General features: G+C 63.2%; 13 protein-coding genes and 1 pseudogene. 5 read left to right on the forward strand and 9 right to left on the reverse strand.

Annotation, left to right across the window (positions count from 1 at the left end):
- Window positions 1–67 precede the first annotated feature (67 nt).
- Window positions 68–1,066, reverse strand: coding sequence for a zinc-binding dehydrogenase (locus C8K18_RS02905; protein WP_107706592.1), 999 nt, complete (start codon window positions 1,064–1,066; stop codon window positions 68–70).
- A 23-nt stretch (window positions 1,067–1,089) separates the two neighbouring features.
- Window positions 1,090–2,322 carry an MFS transporter gene (locus C8K18_RS02910; protein WP_258196048.1) on the reverse strand — a complete coding sequence of 411 codons (1,233 nt, stop codon included), beginning with the start codon at window positions 2,320–2,322 and terminating at the stop codon, window positions 1,090–1,092.
- A gap of 110 nt (window positions 2,323–2,432) precedes the next feature.
- On the opposite strand from C8K18_RS02910, the gene C8K18_RS02915 reads away from it, so the two are divergent.
- On the forward strand, window positions 2,433–3,299 hold the full coding sequence (locus C8K18_RS02915; RefSeq protein WP_107706594.1) for a LysR family transcriptional regulator: 867 nt from the start codon (window positions 2,433–2,435) through the stop codon (window positions 3,297–3,299).
- Between the two features lie 791 nt (window positions 3,300–4,090).
- A pseudogene (locus C8K18_RS33560) lies at window positions 4,091–4,266 on the forward strand (IS5/IS1182 family transposase); the annotation flags it as partial.
- 133 nt (window positions 4,267–4,399) lie between these two features.
- On the opposite strand, the gene C8K18_RS02930 reads toward C8K18_RS33560, so the two are convergent.
- The 6 genes from C8K18_RS02930 to C8K18_RS02960 all read right to left on the reverse strand — a co-directional run bounded on the left by C8K18_RS02930 (window position 4,400) and on the right by C8K18_RS02960 (window position 8,917).
- A complete protein-coding gene (locus C8K18_RS02930) occupies window positions 4,400–4,813 on the reverse strand; it encodes a biopolymer transporter ExbD (protein ID WP_107706595.1) in 414 nt (137 codons plus the stop codon).
- On the reverse strand, window positions 4,813–5,511 hold the full coding sequence (locus C8K18_RS02935; protein WP_107706596.1) for a MotA/TolQ/ExbB proton channel family protein: 699 nt from the start codon (window positions 5,509–5,511) through the stop codon (window positions 4,813–4,815). The genes C8K18_RS02930 and C8K18_RS02935 overlap by 1 nt, the downstream gene beginning before the upstream one ends.
- Window positions 5,512–5,565: 54 nt before the next feature.
- A complete protein-coding gene (locus C8K18_RS02940) occupies window positions 5,566–6,015 on the reverse strand; it encodes an energy transducer TonB (RefSeq protein ID WP_244230935.1) in 450 nt (149 codons plus the stop codon).
- 546 nt (window positions 6,016–6,561) lie between these two features.
- Window positions 6,562–7,302 carry a DUF6250 domain-containing protein gene (locus tag C8K18_RS02950; RefSeq protein ID WP_107706599.1) on the reverse strand — a complete coding sequence of 247 codons (741 nt, stop codon included), beginning with the start codon at window positions 7,300–7,302 and terminating at the stop codon, window positions 6,562–6,564.
- Window positions 7,303–7,412: 110 nt separating this feature from the next.
- Complete coding sequence (locus C8K18_RS02955; protein ID WP_107706600.1) at window positions 7,413–8,363, reverse strand: FecR domain-containing protein; 951 nt, start codon at window positions 8,361–8,363, stop codon at window positions 7,413–7,415.
- Window positions 8,360–8,917 (reverse strand): sigma-70 family RNA polymerase sigma factor, encoded by a 558-nt coding sequence (locus C8K18_RS02960; protein ID WP_244230934.1) that lies wholly within the window; start codon window positions 8,915–8,917, stop codon window positions 8,360–8,362. Before C8K18_RS02960 ends, C8K18_RS02955 begins: the two co-directional genes overlap by 4 nt.
- A 396-nt stretch (window positions 8,918–9,313) precedes the next feature.
- On the opposite strand from C8K18_RS02960, the gene C8K18_RS02970 reads away from it, so the two are divergent.
- On the forward strand, window positions 9,314–11,866 hold the full coding sequence (locus C8K18_RS02970; RefSeq protein ID WP_132384533.1) for a TonB-dependent receptor: 2,553 nt from the start codon (window positions 9,314–9,316) through the stop codon (window positions 11,864–11,866).
- A gap of 149 nt (window positions 11,867–12,015) precedes the next feature.
- On the opposite strand, the gene C8K18_RS02975 is transcribed toward C8K18_RS02970, so the two are convergent.
- Window positions 12,016–13,299: an oligogalacturonate lyase family protein gene (locus C8K18_RS02975; protein ID WP_107706603.1), complete on the reverse strand. Its 1,284-nt coding sequence runs from the start codon at window positions 13,297–13,299 to the stop codon at window positions 12,016–12,018.
- A 450-nt stretch (window positions 13,300–13,749) separates the two neighbouring features.
- Between C8K18_RS02975 and C8K18_RS02980 the strand changes: the two genes are divergently transcribed.
- Window positions 13,750–14,523 (forward strand): GntR family transcriptional regulator, encoded by a 774-nt coding sequence (locus C8K18_RS02980; RefSeq protein ID WP_258196049.1) that lies wholly within the window; start codon window positions 13,750–13,752, stop codon window positions 14,521–14,523.
- Entirely contained in the window at window positions 14,520–15,263 is a 744-nt protein-coding gene (locus C8K18_RS02985) for an ABC transporter ATP-binding protein (RefSeq protein ID WP_107706605.1), read from the forward strand. The genes C8K18_RS02980 and C8K18_RS02985 overlap by 4 nt, the downstream gene beginning before the upstream one ends.

The following is a 15,263-nucleotide window of genomic DNA, read 5'->3' on the forward strand; positions in this document are numbered from 1 at the left end:
CGCGGAGAGCGTTCAGCGAGCGGGACCATGACTGATCTGCGCGAACGCGTTGGAGCAGGGCCATTGATCAGTACCTCGGATCGAGGACGATGACGCCCTGGGCTTCCCGGCGTTCGAGCATGGCGTGCGCATCGGCCGCGCGGCTCAGCGGGAGCGTAGCCGCAACCCTCGGTCGAATCAGTCCTTGTGCAATGCCGTCTTTCAGGAAGCGCAGACCACGCAGGATAAGATCCGGGCGCTGAAAAAACGAGGGCAGATAGACTCCGGTCAGCGTTTGCGCTTTTGCCATCAACCGACGCGGCGCGAGAGGTTTGCCGGGGCCGCGCGTCGAACCGATGACAACACATCGGCCAAGCATGCCAAGGCAGGCGAAGTTCTCGTCGAAGACGTCGCCGCCGACTGTTTCGAGGATCACGTCAACGCCTTTGCCGTCAGTGAGGCTCAGGACCGATTCCGGCCAGTGCGGCGAGTCATAAGCAATCGCATGGTCGGCGCCACGGCTCAATACGAAGGCTCGGCGGGTGTCTGAACTCGCGGTCCCGATTACCGTGGCCGCACCGAGTACTTTCGCAATCTGGACCGCGAGGTTGCCGACGCCGCCGGCTGCGCCATGAACCAGCACGCTTTCGCCCGGGCGCAGCACTGTGCAAACCTGAAGAGCGAGAAATGCAGTCACGCCCTGACACGGCACGCTCGCCATGACGACGTCATCGGTATCGTCTTCGAGTTCAACGAGCATGTCAGTGCGAGCCACTGCGCGTTGCGCGTAAGCGCCCTTCGACATCAGGGCCATCACCTTGCGCCCAACCAGGTGGTCGTGCGCCTCGGTGCCGGCATTCAGCACACGGCCGACCACTTGCAGCCCGCCGACCTGAGGTAGCGTCACGCCGCCGACCTGCGTCTCTGCCCGGTTGTAGACACCCATGCGCTCCCGAACATCCGGAAAGTTGACACCGATAGCAGTGGTTTCGATCAACACTTCGCCCGCTCGCGGCTCGGGGTCGGGCAATCCGACGTACTCGAGGACTTCGGGGCCTCCGAATTTTCGATACTGAATGGCTTTCATTGAGGACTTCCTGTTTGATGGGATCATGCCTCGCCTGGGCGAGAGCGGATCGAGTCCGACTTTGCCCAGAGGGCAATGCCGAGTTGCCCTGACAGGGCGATGACGACCAGTGCCGTAGATAACATCGGCAACTGCGTAAGGCGGATGCCCGCGGCAAGGGCGAGCCCGCCCAGCGCAGCGCCGGCAGCACTGCCGAGATAGTGCGCGGAGCTCTGTAATGCGACGACGACGCCTGCTTTGTCCGGATGCAAAGTCAGCAATCTGTGTTGTTGTGGCGCCTGCGAGGACCACGCCGCGGCGCCCCACACACCAAACAGGGCGAGAGCCGCTGCGGGATAGGGCAGCGCTGGTCCCAGGGTTCCGAAAACTGTGACCATCAGAATCTGCACGACCGACATCGCCCATTCCGGGTGGCCTGTGGCGTCGATCAGCGCGCCGCAGAAGTAGATGCCGAGAACCCCGCCTACACTCCAGGCCCACAGATAAGGCAACGGATCAGTGATGCCGCCGCTCGCGCGCAGCAGCGGTGCCACGAAGGTGTAGAGCCCGATTGATGCGGCAGATGTGACGAATGAAACAGCAATGGTTGCAGCGACACGAGGGTCGACCAGTACTGCAACGCGTTGGCGAAGCGAAGGTGGTCTCGAGGCGGCGATTTCGGGCATGCGCGAAACGACGCCCGTGAATGCGATTCCACCTAGCGCCACTATCAGCCACATCGCGCTTCTCCAGCCGAAACCGTGAGCGACGATGAGACCGCACGGTACGCCGACGGCGGTGCCCAGTGCGAGGCCGCCCACGACGAGACCGAGTGCGCGGCCTCGTCGTTCCTGAGAAACCAGGCTTGCAGCAGCACTGAATGCGCTGGGACCATATAGGCCTGCGCCGACTCCGGCTGCTGCGCGCGACAGGAGCAGGACGGGGAAGCTCGTTGCGAGTGCGCTAAGCGTGTTCGCGAGCGTGAAAAGGATCAGCGCTGCGCCTAGCACGCGCCGCACGGGCTTGCCTGCCGTCAGTGCGCCAAACACCGGCGCTGCAACGGCATAACACGCGGTGAACATTGTGACCGTTTGACCTGCCACGGAGGCGGAGACCGCGAAGGTGTTGGCGATGCCGGGCAGCAAGCCCGCCATGATGTACGCGTCGATGCCAAGCGCAAACGTGCCGAGGCATAAGGGAAGAATCCTGATCAACCTGGCTCCTCGGGAATCGTTAATTTCCATCGCCATCAATAGATGCCACGCGATGCGACGCATGCACTCGGCGCCGGCATCACGATAAGATGTCAAGCATCATGCAAAATAGCACTGGTACCGGAAGTCGGAAACCCGGAAAGCATTCACATCGCTTGTGAGAATTTGCACCAATGTTCGACTGGAATGACATGAGACATTTCATCGCCCTGGCGGAGGCGGGCACTCTGTCGGGTGCGGCGCGCAAGCTGCAGGTGGATCACGCCACAGTTGCGCGGCGTATTGCAGCGCTCGAGCACGCGTTGGGAGAAACGTTGGTGGACCGCCTTGCGAGACGTTGGCGGTTAACCGATGCGGGCCTCGACGTTGCGCGCGTCGCCGAGGGCATGCAGACGCAGGCTCATGCATTGGAAATGGCGGTGCGAAGCCGTAACACGGGAGCGCGGGCGAGAGTCGTTGTCAGTGCTCCGCCTGCTTTCGCGAGCGTCTTCCTCGCGCCTCGTTTTGCCGAACTTGCTTCACGGCATCCCGAAATCGAACTGACGCTCCTGGGCACTCAGCCGATGATCTCGCTCAGTCGTCAGGAGGCGGATATTGCCGTTCGCCTGACCCAACCTACCGAACCAAGCTATGTTTCTCGCAGGATCGGAAGCGTGAGTTACGGGCTGTATGCGGCGCAGGGCTACATCAGCCGGCCATCCGGCGAGTGGCAGTTCATTGCGTACCATGCGGCACTCGATCACGTACCGGAGCAGGTATGGCTGCTTGACTTCGCGGGTGGCCGCCGCATCGGGTTCAGGAGCAACGATCTGGTGAGCCAGCTTGCCGCGGCGCGCGAAGGTCTGGGCATTGCTGCGTTTCCCCACTTTTTTGCGGCAGACGATGAACGCGTAATCGCGCTGCCTGTGGACGCAGAAAAACTGTCGCGTGATATTTATCTGATCGCCCACGTTGACATGCGACGGCAGGCGGCCGTGCGTCTCGTGATGGATTTCATTGCGGAGAAGTTCGTCAATGACTTTGACAACGGGGAGCGGTAGAACGAACAGTTCGCTGCCGCCCACCCTGAAGGCTGGTTGCGAAATGCAGCGGGTCATTCGGCTGCAAGTCAGACGGCGAGGTAGCGGCTATCGGGGAATCGCTGATGGATAGCAGACACGGTATCTATCGGCCCGATGTCGAAGCACGATGAGCAAGCGCATTGAATTGAGCAGCGGTCAGGCCGGCCCATTCCGGTCAATGAGGGTAGCGAGCGCTAGCGTCCGGCTGATCGAAGGGCGATGTCAAAGGAAGACGAAACGACCCCACGCCTTTCCTGCCATCCTGGGCAAATAAGCACGGGCGAGTCGCATACCCGCCATGACGTGTGCCTGCCAGTGACGATCCCAGCTATCGTCATCGGTATCAAAAAAATCTTTCGGTTGAAAAATCCCCAGGTTGCTTACGACGATGTCTGGCCCGACCTCGGCTTCGATCAGGCCATGACAACCGTCCGCGGTGCGAGATCGAAGGCATGGCCCCGCGCGCGCCCAAGGCGCGCAATGCCCGCATCGACTTTCTGTTTGGCGCGACCGTTTAGGACAACGTTGGCTCCGGCGTTGTTAAGCGCGCGGGCAATCGCGAAACCAATGCCTTCATAAGGGCGGTCACTACAAAAACGCTCGCACGGCAACCACTACGAGAAGCGCCGTTAGCGCTAACACTCCCAGGCGCGCCGCCTGATGATAGTTTCCCGTTCCGGGAAACTGAAAAACGTATGGGGCGGCGGTCCCGTCGGCGCAACGCGGCGAGCATGCACAGAAGCTGATTTGCACCGTGCTCAACGCTCCGTGATGTTCCAGAACACCCGGCGTTCTCAAAGGACGGTCACGGACGCTTTCGCGATAGTGATGTACTGCGGCATGTGTTCGAGACAGTGCTGGGTCGCTGTATGTCCGAAGGACTCGTAGGGGTGAAGGATTCGCGATTGATGCAGGCAACATCAGGGCCGACGCGAATCCTGCACGCGCTGCGCGGCGAGCACCGAATGCAGCGCGCCGTGGTTCGCAATGCCGCTCGCTGCAATCCAGGCTGCCGTCAATCGCTGAACAACGAAGCTTTTCTGCAACCCATTGCACGTTGGCAGACGTCGAGCGATTTGTCAGGCACCCGCGCTCTCCGTAAGAACGGCAAGCTTTGTCACGCCCGCATGCTCGATCGCTGCCATCGCCTTCGCGACCGTACCGTAAGGCACGCTCGCGTCGGCTTGCAGCGAGACGCCCGAGTTCGGGTCTCGCGCGGCGAGCGCGCGCATTGCCGCATCGAGCTGCTCCAGCGTGCGAGTCTCGCGATCCACGTAGATCTGCCCGTGGGCATCAATGCTTACCATCACCGTTTTGGTGGCCGGCGCAGGAGCGGTGGATTCCGTTTTCGGCAGCTTCACGTGCAACGCATTATTCAGCAACGGCGCCGTCACGATGAACGCGACCAGCAGAACGAGCATTACGTCGACGAGCGGAGTGATGTTGATTTCACTCAACACGTCATCGTCGTCGGATGAAGACGAGAACGCCATTATGCGAGTACCTCCTTGAGCGGGTGGGCGAGGGCGGCCTGCGCGCGCGGCACACGAAACCCGGCCTTTTGCGCGAGCGTGACAAAGTCGATTGCGAAGGCGTCGAGGTCTGCGGCGCCGCCTTTCACGCGGCGCACGAAAAAGTTGTAGCCCAGCACAGCCGGCACGGCTACGGCAATGCCAACGCCAGTTGCAACCAGCGCCTCTCCGATTGGACCGGCAACCACCGCAATGCTTGCCGACTCCGCATGCGAGATCGCCGCCAGCGCGTGGATGATGCCGAACACGGTCCCAAACAGACCGACGAATGGGGCCGTGCTGCCGATCGATGCCAGCACGGCGAGACCCGCTTCGGCGCGGCGGCGCTCCGTCTGGATCTGCTGGCGCAGATGGCGCTCGAGCAGATCATGACGGCTCCAGCTGTGTTCAAGGTCTCCCGCGCCGCTATCGTCCGCGCCGGCCAGCGCGTCGAAGCCCGCCGATGCCAGTCTGCCAAGCGGGCTGTCCGGACGGTCGAGCGCAGCAGCTGCCGCAAAGCTGGGAGCTGCCCAGAAGCTGCTGCCGTAGCGTCGGCTGCCGGCTGCCGCGCGCGTCGCCTGAAAAGCCTTGACGACGATGAGCGTCCACGTAATCACAGAGAAGATTCCGAGCAGCCATAGGGCGCCCTGTACGATGAATTGAGTCGATGAACCGGTCATGTTGTGTTCCTTTATGGATCGTAAGCGTGGTCGATGCGGGAGGAAGATGGCGCCTTACTGTGCAAGCCGGAAGTCGATCGGCACCGTCACCCAGCCGTCGACCGCCTGCTCGCCGCGCCTGGCTGGCACGAAGCGCCAGTTGCGCACGGCATCGCGCGCGGCCTCGTCGAGGACACGGCGGCCGGAGCCGGTCTGCACCGTTACGGATTCGGGCGATCCGTCGGCGAGCACGTGCACGCGCAGCAGCACGCGGCCCTGCCATCCCTGATCCTGCGCAATCTGTGGATAGTCCGGCGCAGGGTTGCGGAGGTACGCGGCGTCGCCGATCGGCGCAGTGGTGGGCGGCGTGTCGGCGTGCTGCGCGGGCGATGCCGCTGACGTTGCTGATTGCGTGGCCGGCTGAGTGGCCGCCTCTCCCGCGGGCGGCGATGTCTGCTGCGCAGTTTGCGGCGGCGCCTCGCTCTGGGTTATCGCAGGCTTCGATGTCGGCCTGGGATCGGACACCCGGTGTTCGACTGGCCGCGCCGGCACAGGAGCGGGCCGCTTCGCCTCGCGCGGCGGCTCCACGGACGGTCGTTGCGCAGCAGCTTCGACATGAGCGGCTTGTGGCAGCGCACGCGGAGCGGCGCCAAGCGTCACGGTCATCGGCAACGGTTGCGGTGGACGAGCGGGCGCGTGCGTTTGCCACGAGTGGACGAGCCACCAGAGCGCTCCGTGCACCGTGACGACCGCGATCGCCGTCAGTGCGAACGTACGATGCGCTCGAGATGTCGCCAGACGCGCGGGCGGCGATACGCCCGGTTGGCGTCCTGCCTGGTGCGCGGCTGAGCCGCCAGCCGGACGCTCAACGCTCGCAGCGGCGGCGCGTGCCTGGGCGGCTTGCTCATCGTCACGATGAGCGACTGCCTGCGCTGATCTCTGTGTCTGCGCGGCCCGGCGTACAGCGGCATAACGATGACTGAGCGCTGCACTCATCGTGCGGCTCCCGCGGGCGTAAAGGTATTAATTGACATTGATAGGTATCGTCTCGTTGCTTGACGCACGCTTCGCTTAAGGCAGGGCGCGAATCGCAAAGTCGCGAATGGTCTGGCGCGAAGCGGTCGAGCGGAAGCCAAACCAGCCTGCGTCCGGCAGCGGCCCAGCCGCCGCGAAGCACGGCTTGCCGTCGAGATAGAAACGTGTGCCCCTGCCATCGACGACGATCCGCACGCGGTATGCGTGATTGGCACGCAGCAGCCAGGGCGGAGCGGTGTATTCGGCAAGCAGGGGCCGCGACGGCGTGCCGTCGTAGTGACGAAAACGTGTGGTCGTGTTGTCGTTGCCCCCCACGCCGACGTAGTACAGCGTCAGTGAGTCGTAGTCGGTAAAGCGGCCCGAACCGCCGAACGGTGGCGCATGATCATCCTTCCTGTGTCCCGCGTGCGACGCGCTCGCGAGCCAGAACTGATTCATGTCGGACACGCGGTCGTTGGGGTCGCCGTGGTCGAGCACTGTGCGCGTGTAGCTGATTTCATAATGTCCGTTCAGACGCTGGCGAAGCCACACGGTCAGACCGCGTGTGCCGTTGAGCACCAGCGCATGCGCTTGTGTATAAACGGGCGGCTTGCTGCTCGGTGCGGACGCACGAGGCGCAGCCGAAACAGTAGGACCGTTCGCGGAGGCGGGCTCAGCTTCGACGACCCAGCGCCGGGCGTCGAACGAGGAGAAGTCGTCCTTGACGATCGTATGCTGCGCTGCCTGAAGCGGCGCGCAGGCCAGCAGCGCGAGCGCCGCGATGGGAATGTTGCGCACGTCCTGGAATCCGTCACGTTGCAGGGAAGTTGTTCAGACGAAGCCGCATTCGCGGCTCATATTGGACATGTGCAACGGGACTCAAGAAGCGTCAGTGCCCGTAACAAAAATTAGCTGAAAACGCTGACATAGTCGCCGATTCGCGTCAGCTCGACGGGGGCGCTGTCCGCGACCTGAGTGAGCGCTCGCGGAATATCGCCAAGAAGAAAGACGCCGCTCACGCGCAACTGGTTTGCCCCTCCAGTCACACGGATCACACCGGAGTCATAGCGATTGAAGACATCGACAAGCGCGGGCAACGGCAGGTTGTCGGCGACAAAGATGCCACGTGTCCACGCGCTCACGAGATCGAAAGGCTGCGCAAACCTCGTTAATCCTGCTTCGGTGAACGCGACGCTTTCGCCCGCCGCGACGTAGACGGGCGCGCGGCCAGGCTGGGAAATGCGCGCTTCGCCCCGGCCAACGGACACGACACTATGCCGATGTATGCGCCCGACGTTAAGCGCACCGCCGTCTGCTTCGACCACGCCGTGTACGGTCTCGAAGCGCCCGGGCGCACCGGCCCGCGACGAGGGCATTTCAACCAGCACCTGGCCTGCGGACACGCGCAGCGCGCGGTCGCTCGGCGCGGCTATGCGGTACACGCGGCTGCCCGCATCCATCGTCATGCGCGAGCCGTCGGTGAGACGCACGGTGCGACGCTGACCGATCGGGCTGCGCCAGTCGGCATCGAGCCCGAGCCGGTGCACACCGTCGCGCACCGTGGCGAAGCCGAGTACGGCGACCATGCCGCCGAACCCGGCACGCAGCAGCCTGCGACGTTTCCCGGATGGCACGCGCAACGCGTCGGCGACAGCTGCGCGTTCAGCCGGCACCGCAGGGCGCATCCGCGCGAGGCGCGCCTGCAACGCTTGCCACGCGCGGGCGTTGGCTTCGTCGCTGCGCCATGTGTCGAAGGCGGCCTGTTCGTGCGGACTCAGCTCTGCTTCGCGCAGCCGGACCTCCCATTCGATTGCGGTGCGCTCGGCCGTTTGCACCTTGGCCCCGGCAAGCGCGCTCATGACACCTCGCAACACAGCGCCAGTGCCTGTGCAACGTACTTGCGCACCATGCTGACCGAGACACCGAGTCTCGCCGCGATGTCCGCATATTTCATGTCCTCGTACTGGCTGAGGATGAACGCCTCGCGAGCGCGAGCGGACAGGCGTTGCAGGGCGGCGTCGATCAGCAGGATGTCCTGCACCGCTTCAAGCGCGACTTCGGGTGCCGGTGCCACTGGCTCCGGTGCGAGAGCGAGCCGCGCAAGGTAAGCGCGTTCAATGTCGCGGCGCCGCCAGTGCTCGAACGTCAGGCGTCGCGCGATCGTTGTCAGCAGCGCGCGAGGCTGACGAATCGCACTGACGTCCGGATACCCTGCAAGTTCGGTGAAAGCACTTGCGGCGAGGTCTTCGGCGTCGCTGCTGGAGCCGACCAGTCGATGCATGCAACTGGTGAGCCAGCCATAGCTGCGGCGGAATTCGTCGCTGAGAAAACGTTCGCGCATGAGCGCCGGACTGATCAGCGTATCAGCGTTGCCGGTGCGATCGGCGCGCAAGCTTTGAGATGGGATCGCCATAACGTTCAGGCTTGACGCGCTGCGCACAACGCGTCTTGAGCAAGGTGAGCAAATGCGGGAGCGGCAATTCTAAGTTGCGCGTCGCGTCGCCCAAAGCACCGTTTCTCGAATCGTTATCAGGTTCGTTGTGCTGCGTATTCCACGAATCGATTGCTCTGAAACGCGTGAAATGCAGCAAGTCCACGCGTCGCTCGCTGACGCTTTCGCACCCTGGCTGCACATGTCCACCGTCGCCATGTGACAGACGCGCGCCGGCCACTGGCCATAGGCGCCGCGGCTCCACGAGTCGATCAACTTGAAAAGCAACTGTACAACGACAGGGATACCGTGAAACGACCAGGCAAAAACGCGCGATGCGGCGCGTCACCGCGAGCGACCATCAGAAGCGGCACAACGTTGTGCACTCTTGCAACCGCGCTCGTTTTCTCCAGTGGCGTTGCACTCGCACAGAGCACTGCGACGCACTCCTTCCATCTTTCGGCGCAGCCGCTCAACCGTACGTTGCTGTCCATCGCCGCGCAGAGCGGTGTGCCGCTCAGCTACGATCCGCATATCGTCGAGAATCTGGTTGCTGCGCCGGTGGACGGCCAGCTGAGCGCGCAGGGCGCGATCGCTCAGGCGCTTAAGGGAACGGGACTCGAAGTCGCGGCAATCGACAACCGCGCGCTGACTGTGCGCCGCGTGCAGGCTGCCGTGTCGACAACGGAGGGAAGCGGCCCAAAAGCTGACCGGCCAAAACGGCCGGTGACCCAGTCAGCAGGCACCGCCGGGAAGACGACGGAGCTCGGCACCGTGACGGTGAGTGCAACTCGCCAAGCGAGAAAGGAGGACCCGCAGCGCGCGCCTACTTCCAGTTACCGGGTGACGGGCACGGAGCTGCAGCAGCAGCGCATCACGTCGCTGGCGGACCTGCAACAGATCGTGCCGGGACTGAACGTGCAGACCACCGATCCGTCCGATACGCAAATCACCATTCGAGGAATCGGCGACGGCGGAGGGCAGATGAGCGGCGAGCAAAACATCGGCATGCCGAGCAGCGTGGCGGTTTATCTCGACAATGTCTATCTGCCGCGGCCCGGCATGCTTGCCGGCGCGCTCGCAGATGTCGATTACGTCGACGTGCTGAGCGGCGCTCAAGGTACGTTGTTCGGCGCGAACTCCACCGGCGGCGTGGTCGACGTCCACACGCCGCTGCCCAGCTTCAAACTGACCGGCTCGGAGAGTCTGTCGATCGCCGAGCGCGGCACCGTAATGAATCACACGATGTTATCCGGCCCGATTTCGGATACGGTGGCGGGCCGCATCGACTACGCGCACGCCAGCACGGATGGTGACGTCACAAATGTGATCAACGGGCACACGCTCAACGGAAACTCGAGCAACGCGCTGCGGGGCCAGTTGTTGATCAAGCCCAACAGCCGGTTCAGCGTGCGCCTGAGCGCCGACTACGACAACGAAAACGGAACGCCGACGCCAGTGACGTACTCGTCGAACTCCGTCAACGGCGTCAACAGTTTTCTGACCCATTCGCAGCGGGTTGGCAACGAGGTGGTGTACGGCGGCAGCGGTCACACCGTCGCACTGGACGACGAAAACAGCTTCCATCTCGTGCAGGGCGGCGCCTCCGCCGAAGCGAACTACCGCTTTGACAACGGCTACAACCTGCGCTCGGTAAGTTCGTACCGCTACTTCAGCTACGTTCCTTCCACCGCCGACAGCCTGAGCGTCCCGATCTACGCAGACAGCGGCACGCAGTTTCTCGACCGCTCCTGGTTACAGGATTTCCGCCTCGATTCGCCGCGCGGCAAGTATTTCGATTTCGCGCTCGGCGCGACCTATATGGGTGAGAACCAGTCGACCCAGGCCTTTACGCGCTACGGTCACAGCGCGCTGCCCAACATCTACTACGATTCCACTATCTATAAAGGTCTCACCGTCATTCGCGATGGCACGTTGCACGACGAAATGTGGTCGGGTTTCGTGCAAGGTACGTTTCACGCGACGCCTCGCCTCGATATCACCTCGGGCGTGCGTCTCACGTATGACAAGAAGGGCGGCCAGTTCGTGCGGTACAACAAAAACGCGTTCGATTCGGGCTACATGACTCAATACAATACGCTGCCGTCGGCGACGCTGAACTTCAAGTACCTCATCTCACGCGACGTCTCCAGCTATCTTGCACTGTCGTACGGCGAGAAGGCGGGCGGTCTCAACGTTTCATCGGGCGCGGCCGCGAAGGAAGGCCTGGACTCACTCGTGATCCGGCCAGAGCGCACGAAAAGCGCGGAGCTGGGCATCAAGGGCACGCTGTTCGATGGCACATTGAACGCGAAGGCTGACGTGTTTCTCACGTACGTGAACGACTTCCAGACGCAAGGGTATGACCCGTCGACGCAATCGACATATCTGACGAACGCGGGTACGTTCCGCTCGCGAGGCGCTGAGTTCTCGCTGCAATACACGCCCGATGATCACTTGCTGCTGCAAACGTCGGCCGTTTATAACGACGCGCGCTATCTCAACTATCACCCGGCGATCTGCCCGCCGGAAGTCACGCTTGGACCAGGGGGCTCCTCGGCTGTCTGTGACCTGACCGGGCATCAGGTGTTCAACGCACCCAAGCTGACTTTCAATGCGACGGCGCGCTATACGTGGCATACGCTCAGTGGCTTGACGTCATTCGTCAGCGCCCGCTATTCATATCGCACGTGGGCGTTCGGCACCGTCGACGATTCGGCGTTCACACGCATTCCGGGCTACGGGCTCGTAGCGCTCTCGGCGGGCACCGGAGGCAAGTTCAATCGCGGCAGTTGGACCGCCTCGGTATGGGTGAATAACCTGTTCAACAAGACCTATTACCGTCGTCTGGTCGAGAGCGATTATGGTTCTGTGATCGGCTGGATCGGCGAACCGCGTACGATCGGCGGCACGCTCACGTACCAGTTCTGAGGCCACACTGCGCCGGTATGACCGACTCATGCGGGTGGGTCACGCAGCGAGCCGTTGACCATCATGGTGGCTCGAGCCTGGCAGCCGGGCCGCCACTCCGATGCCGCGAGGGTGCCCGGGCCGCATTGCAAAAGCTGAGTCTGTGAGACTTACTCGGCCCCAGACGAGGAGACTGCGCGGGCGACCTCCACAGCGAAGACGTAGACGGGTCCGAGCATGTTCGAGCGGAAGATCAGATACTTGCCGTCGGGGGTGAAGCGCACGTTCGGTTCCAGCCGGTAGTTATGCCTGGACATGTTGAGCAGCCGCTCAGCTCTCAGACGTCCCGGCTGGATCAGGTTTTCCCCGAGGCTGTGGTCGTCCTTGATCAGTTCCGGGCGGAACAGATAAATCCATTGTGCGCCCGGCGCCGTGCTGCCGTCACCCGCAAACAGTGCGCCGTCGGCAGACCGGGTGAAATGGATCGACGACTGCTGCTGGTCGTAGTGATACCAGATCCGCTTGCCGTTCCCGACGTTGTAGCTGGCCACGAAGGCATCCACGTTCTCGGGAAAGTGCAGGTCGTACCAGATGTTCCCGTTGTTGTCCCACCACTGGTGGCCGCTGCCCTCCATCTGCATGATGCGTGGATCGATGTGCCGGTTGCCGGACCCATCGGTGCGAATCGTCCACAGCTTTTCGACCTGTTGCCATGCACCCTGATGGGCATACATCAGCAGCGTTGGATCGGTCGGCGAGAACTGCAGATGATCGATCCAGTCCGTGCTCGCGAAGATGGGCTTGATGCGGCCGGTTTTCAGATCAACGGTGAACACGATCATCGGCAGCCGTGCGGCCAGACGCCGGGCCATTTTCTGCTCCTTGTTCAATGGCTCGGCGATCCAGTTCGCAGGCGTGGCCTGGCCGGCCTGACGGCCATTGAAATCTTCGCCATCTCCGACGATGTAACTGCCCACACCCAGGCTTTCGTCGGCATTGATCGAGAAGATGCCGGCGCGGGATGGCAACTCAGCGATCTTGCGCTGCTTGCCGGTGTCGATATCAGCCGCCCAGAGCGACGCATATCGGGGGTCGTCGGACGAGCCCTTGAAGTAATAGACCGTAGGTGTCTTGCGTCCAACGACCACCGCGCCGGGGCCGCCGCCCACCGGCCCCTTGACGAGGGGCCGGGACGCGAAGGTCGCGAGGTCGATTACGCCGATACCGTGATCGGCAGTGGTATAGACCATCTGCTTGCCATCCGGCGTAAAAGCGTTGATGTTGAAGTAGAGGCTGGCCGATCCGGGCTCGTCGGTCAGTCGAATGACGCGGTGGCCGGTATCGGGATCAATCCAGCTACGCGGCACTGGTTGTTCGCCTGCCGCGGCGATCGTAGAGAAAGTGAGCAGGGCGAGGCCTGGAATGAATCGGCGTAGGCGCGACGAGATGGTCATGATGGGTTACCGGAGGGTCGAATAAACCTCGCGGCTGGCGCGAGGCAGACGACCTTGATGTGCAATGGCAAGCCCAAAGCGTCAGTAACACGATCCGGTGGCCATCGCGAAGGTATTGCGGGTCGCCCGTTAGACGTTACAGCGGATCTCCCGCGCATCGTGTACGGTCGTTGTGCAGGGGGACGGTGCACGCTCAGGGCGATTTGCTCATCCCGCATCCACTCGACGCGCGGCACCACGTTACCGCCTCACGCTCGAACTCTCCCAACGCGTCGCGCATCGGCGTGCGGCTCACATTCGACCGCCTGGCGACCTGATCGTCCGAAGGCACGAGTTCGCTGCTGGGCGGCCCACGCTAGCAAAATGCATGAGATCGATAGCGCATTTTGTTCGTTAGCGATTCGGCAAAGACCGCCTACGATACCCGCTTGAGTGTTTCAAGCAACTGTCGTGAGCAGCTCACCAATGCCGTCGTCGATAATCCACGAAGACCCACAAGCAGATCCCACCGAAGCCGACAGCCGTGCGGCAGTCTCGCGCGGCGACGATGCTTACGCGCGAATCCGCCGCGATATCCTGTCGTGCCGCTTCATGCCGGGCTCGACCGTCAGCGAGAGCCAGTTGATGGAAACCTATGCGATCGGCAAGAACAGTTGCCGCATTGCGCTGGTGCGTCTGGTGCAGGAGGGGTTCGTCCGCTCGATTCCGCGTCAGGGCTATCGGCTCGCGCCGGTCACGCTGCGCGACGTCGAAGAGGTGTTCGCGCTGCGGGTGCAACTTGAACCGCTGGCGGCGCGGCTCGCATGCGGGCATGTCGACATCGCGCTGCTGCGCCGTCTTGAAGCCGCCTGCCGGGTGCCGTACCCGGAGCGCGCGCTCTCCGACCAGATCGATGTATTCCTCGACGCCAATCGCGACTTCCACCTCGCCATCGCGGCCGCGAGCGGCAACGAGCGGCTGCACCGCGCGCTAGCGGGTCTGATGGACGAAATGTCCCGGCTCGTCGCGCTCGGCTTCGGCGTGCAGGGCACCAAGCCCGAGATCAAGCACGACCATAACGCGATGATCGACGCGTTCGAGGCCGGCGACGGCCGTCGCGCCGAAACGATTGCGCGCCGGCATATCGAGACCTTCCAGGCGATGACGATGGAGAAAGTCTACGCGAGCCTCTCGAGCGCGGGCGCCTCCCTGCCGGTCTTAAGCGTGGCGGAGTTGCGCCGATGAGTTCGCAGGCCATTTCGTTGCGCGGCGTGAGCAAGCATTACGGCGCGCTGCCGGTGTTGCAGCAGATCGCGTTCGACGTCGCGCAAGGCGAGACCGTTGCCTTGCTCGGCACCTCCGGTTGCGGCAAGAGCACGCTGCTGAACATCGTCGCCGGTCTCGTCGAGCCGGACGCGGGTGAACTGTGGATTGAAGGCCGGCTAGCGGAAGGTACGCGGGAGCGCCACGCGCTCGCTTACATGTTTCAGGAGGACCGGCTGCTGCCGTGGCGCACGGCGCATGCGAACGCGGCGTTCGGTCTCGAGGCGCAACAGCCGCCGGTGCCGACGCGCGAACGCCACGCGCGCGCCGCTGCCGCACTCGAACTGGTGGGCCTCGGCGCGTTCGGCGACGCGCATCCGCATCAACTGTCCGGCGGCATGCGCAGCCGCGTCGCGCTGGCCCGCAGTCTGGTCACCGAGCCGCGCATCCTGCTGATGGACGAACCCTTTTCGAAACTCGATCCGCAGACGCGCGAGCAGATGCACCACGAATTGCTGCGTATCCGCGAACTGCACCGGATGACCGTGCTGTTCGTCACGCATGACGTGGAAGAGGCGGTCGTGCTGGCGGACCGCGTGGTCGTACTCGCGCCGCGGCCGGGCCGTGTGCGCGACATCGTCGGCGTGGATCTGCCGCGGCCGCGCGTCGTCACCGATCCCGCCGTCGCCGAGGCGATCCGCCAACTCCGTCTGCTGATCTGA

Origin of the sequence: Paraburkholderia sp. GV068 (genome assembly GCF_003058125.1) — a bacterium.
In the GTDB taxonomy this organism is placed as follows: Bacteria; Pseudomonadota; Gammaproteobacteria; order Burkholderiales; family Burkholderiaceae; genus Paraburkholderia; species Paraburkholderia graminis.

Bases quoted from the DNA above. Each gene is read 5' to 3' on its own strand.
- C8K18_RS02905 (WP_107706592.1), bottom strand. From the start codon at position 1,066: ATGAAAGCCATTCAGTATCGAAAATTCGGAGGCCCCGAAGTCCTCGAG.
- C8K18_RS02960 (WP_244230934.1), bottom strand. From the start codon at position 8,917: ATGGCGATCCCATCTCAAAGCTTGCGCGCCGATCGCACCGGCAACGCT.
- C8K18_RS02955 (WP_107706600.1), bottom strand. From the start codon at position 8,363: ATGAGCGCGCTTGCCGGGGCCAAGGTGCAAACGGCCGAGCGCACCGCA.
- C8K18_RS02975 (WP_107706603.1), bottom strand. From the start codon at position 13,299: ATGACCATCTCGTCGCGCCTACGCCGATTCATTCCAGGCCTCGCCCTG.
- C8K18_RS02985 (WP_107706605.1), top strand. From the start codon at position 14,520: ATGAGTTCGCAGGCCATTTCGTTGCGCGGCGTGAGCAAGCATTACGGC.
- C8K18_RS02910 (WP_258196048.1), bottom strand. From the start codon at position 2,322: ATGCGTCGCATCGCGTGGCATCTATTGATGGCGATGGAAATTAACGAT.
- C8K18_RS02930 (WP_107706595.1), bottom strand. From the start codon at position 4,813: ATGGCGTTCTCGTCTTCATCCGACGACGATGACGTGTTGAGTGAAATC.
- C8K18_RS02935 (WP_107706596.1), bottom strand. From the start codon at position 5,511: ATGACCGGTTCATCGACTCAATTCATCGTACAGGGCGCCCTATGGCTG.
- C8K18_RS02915 (WP_107706594.1), top strand. From the start codon at position 2,433: ATGTTCGACTGGAATGACATGAGACATTTCATCGCCCTGGCGGAGGCG.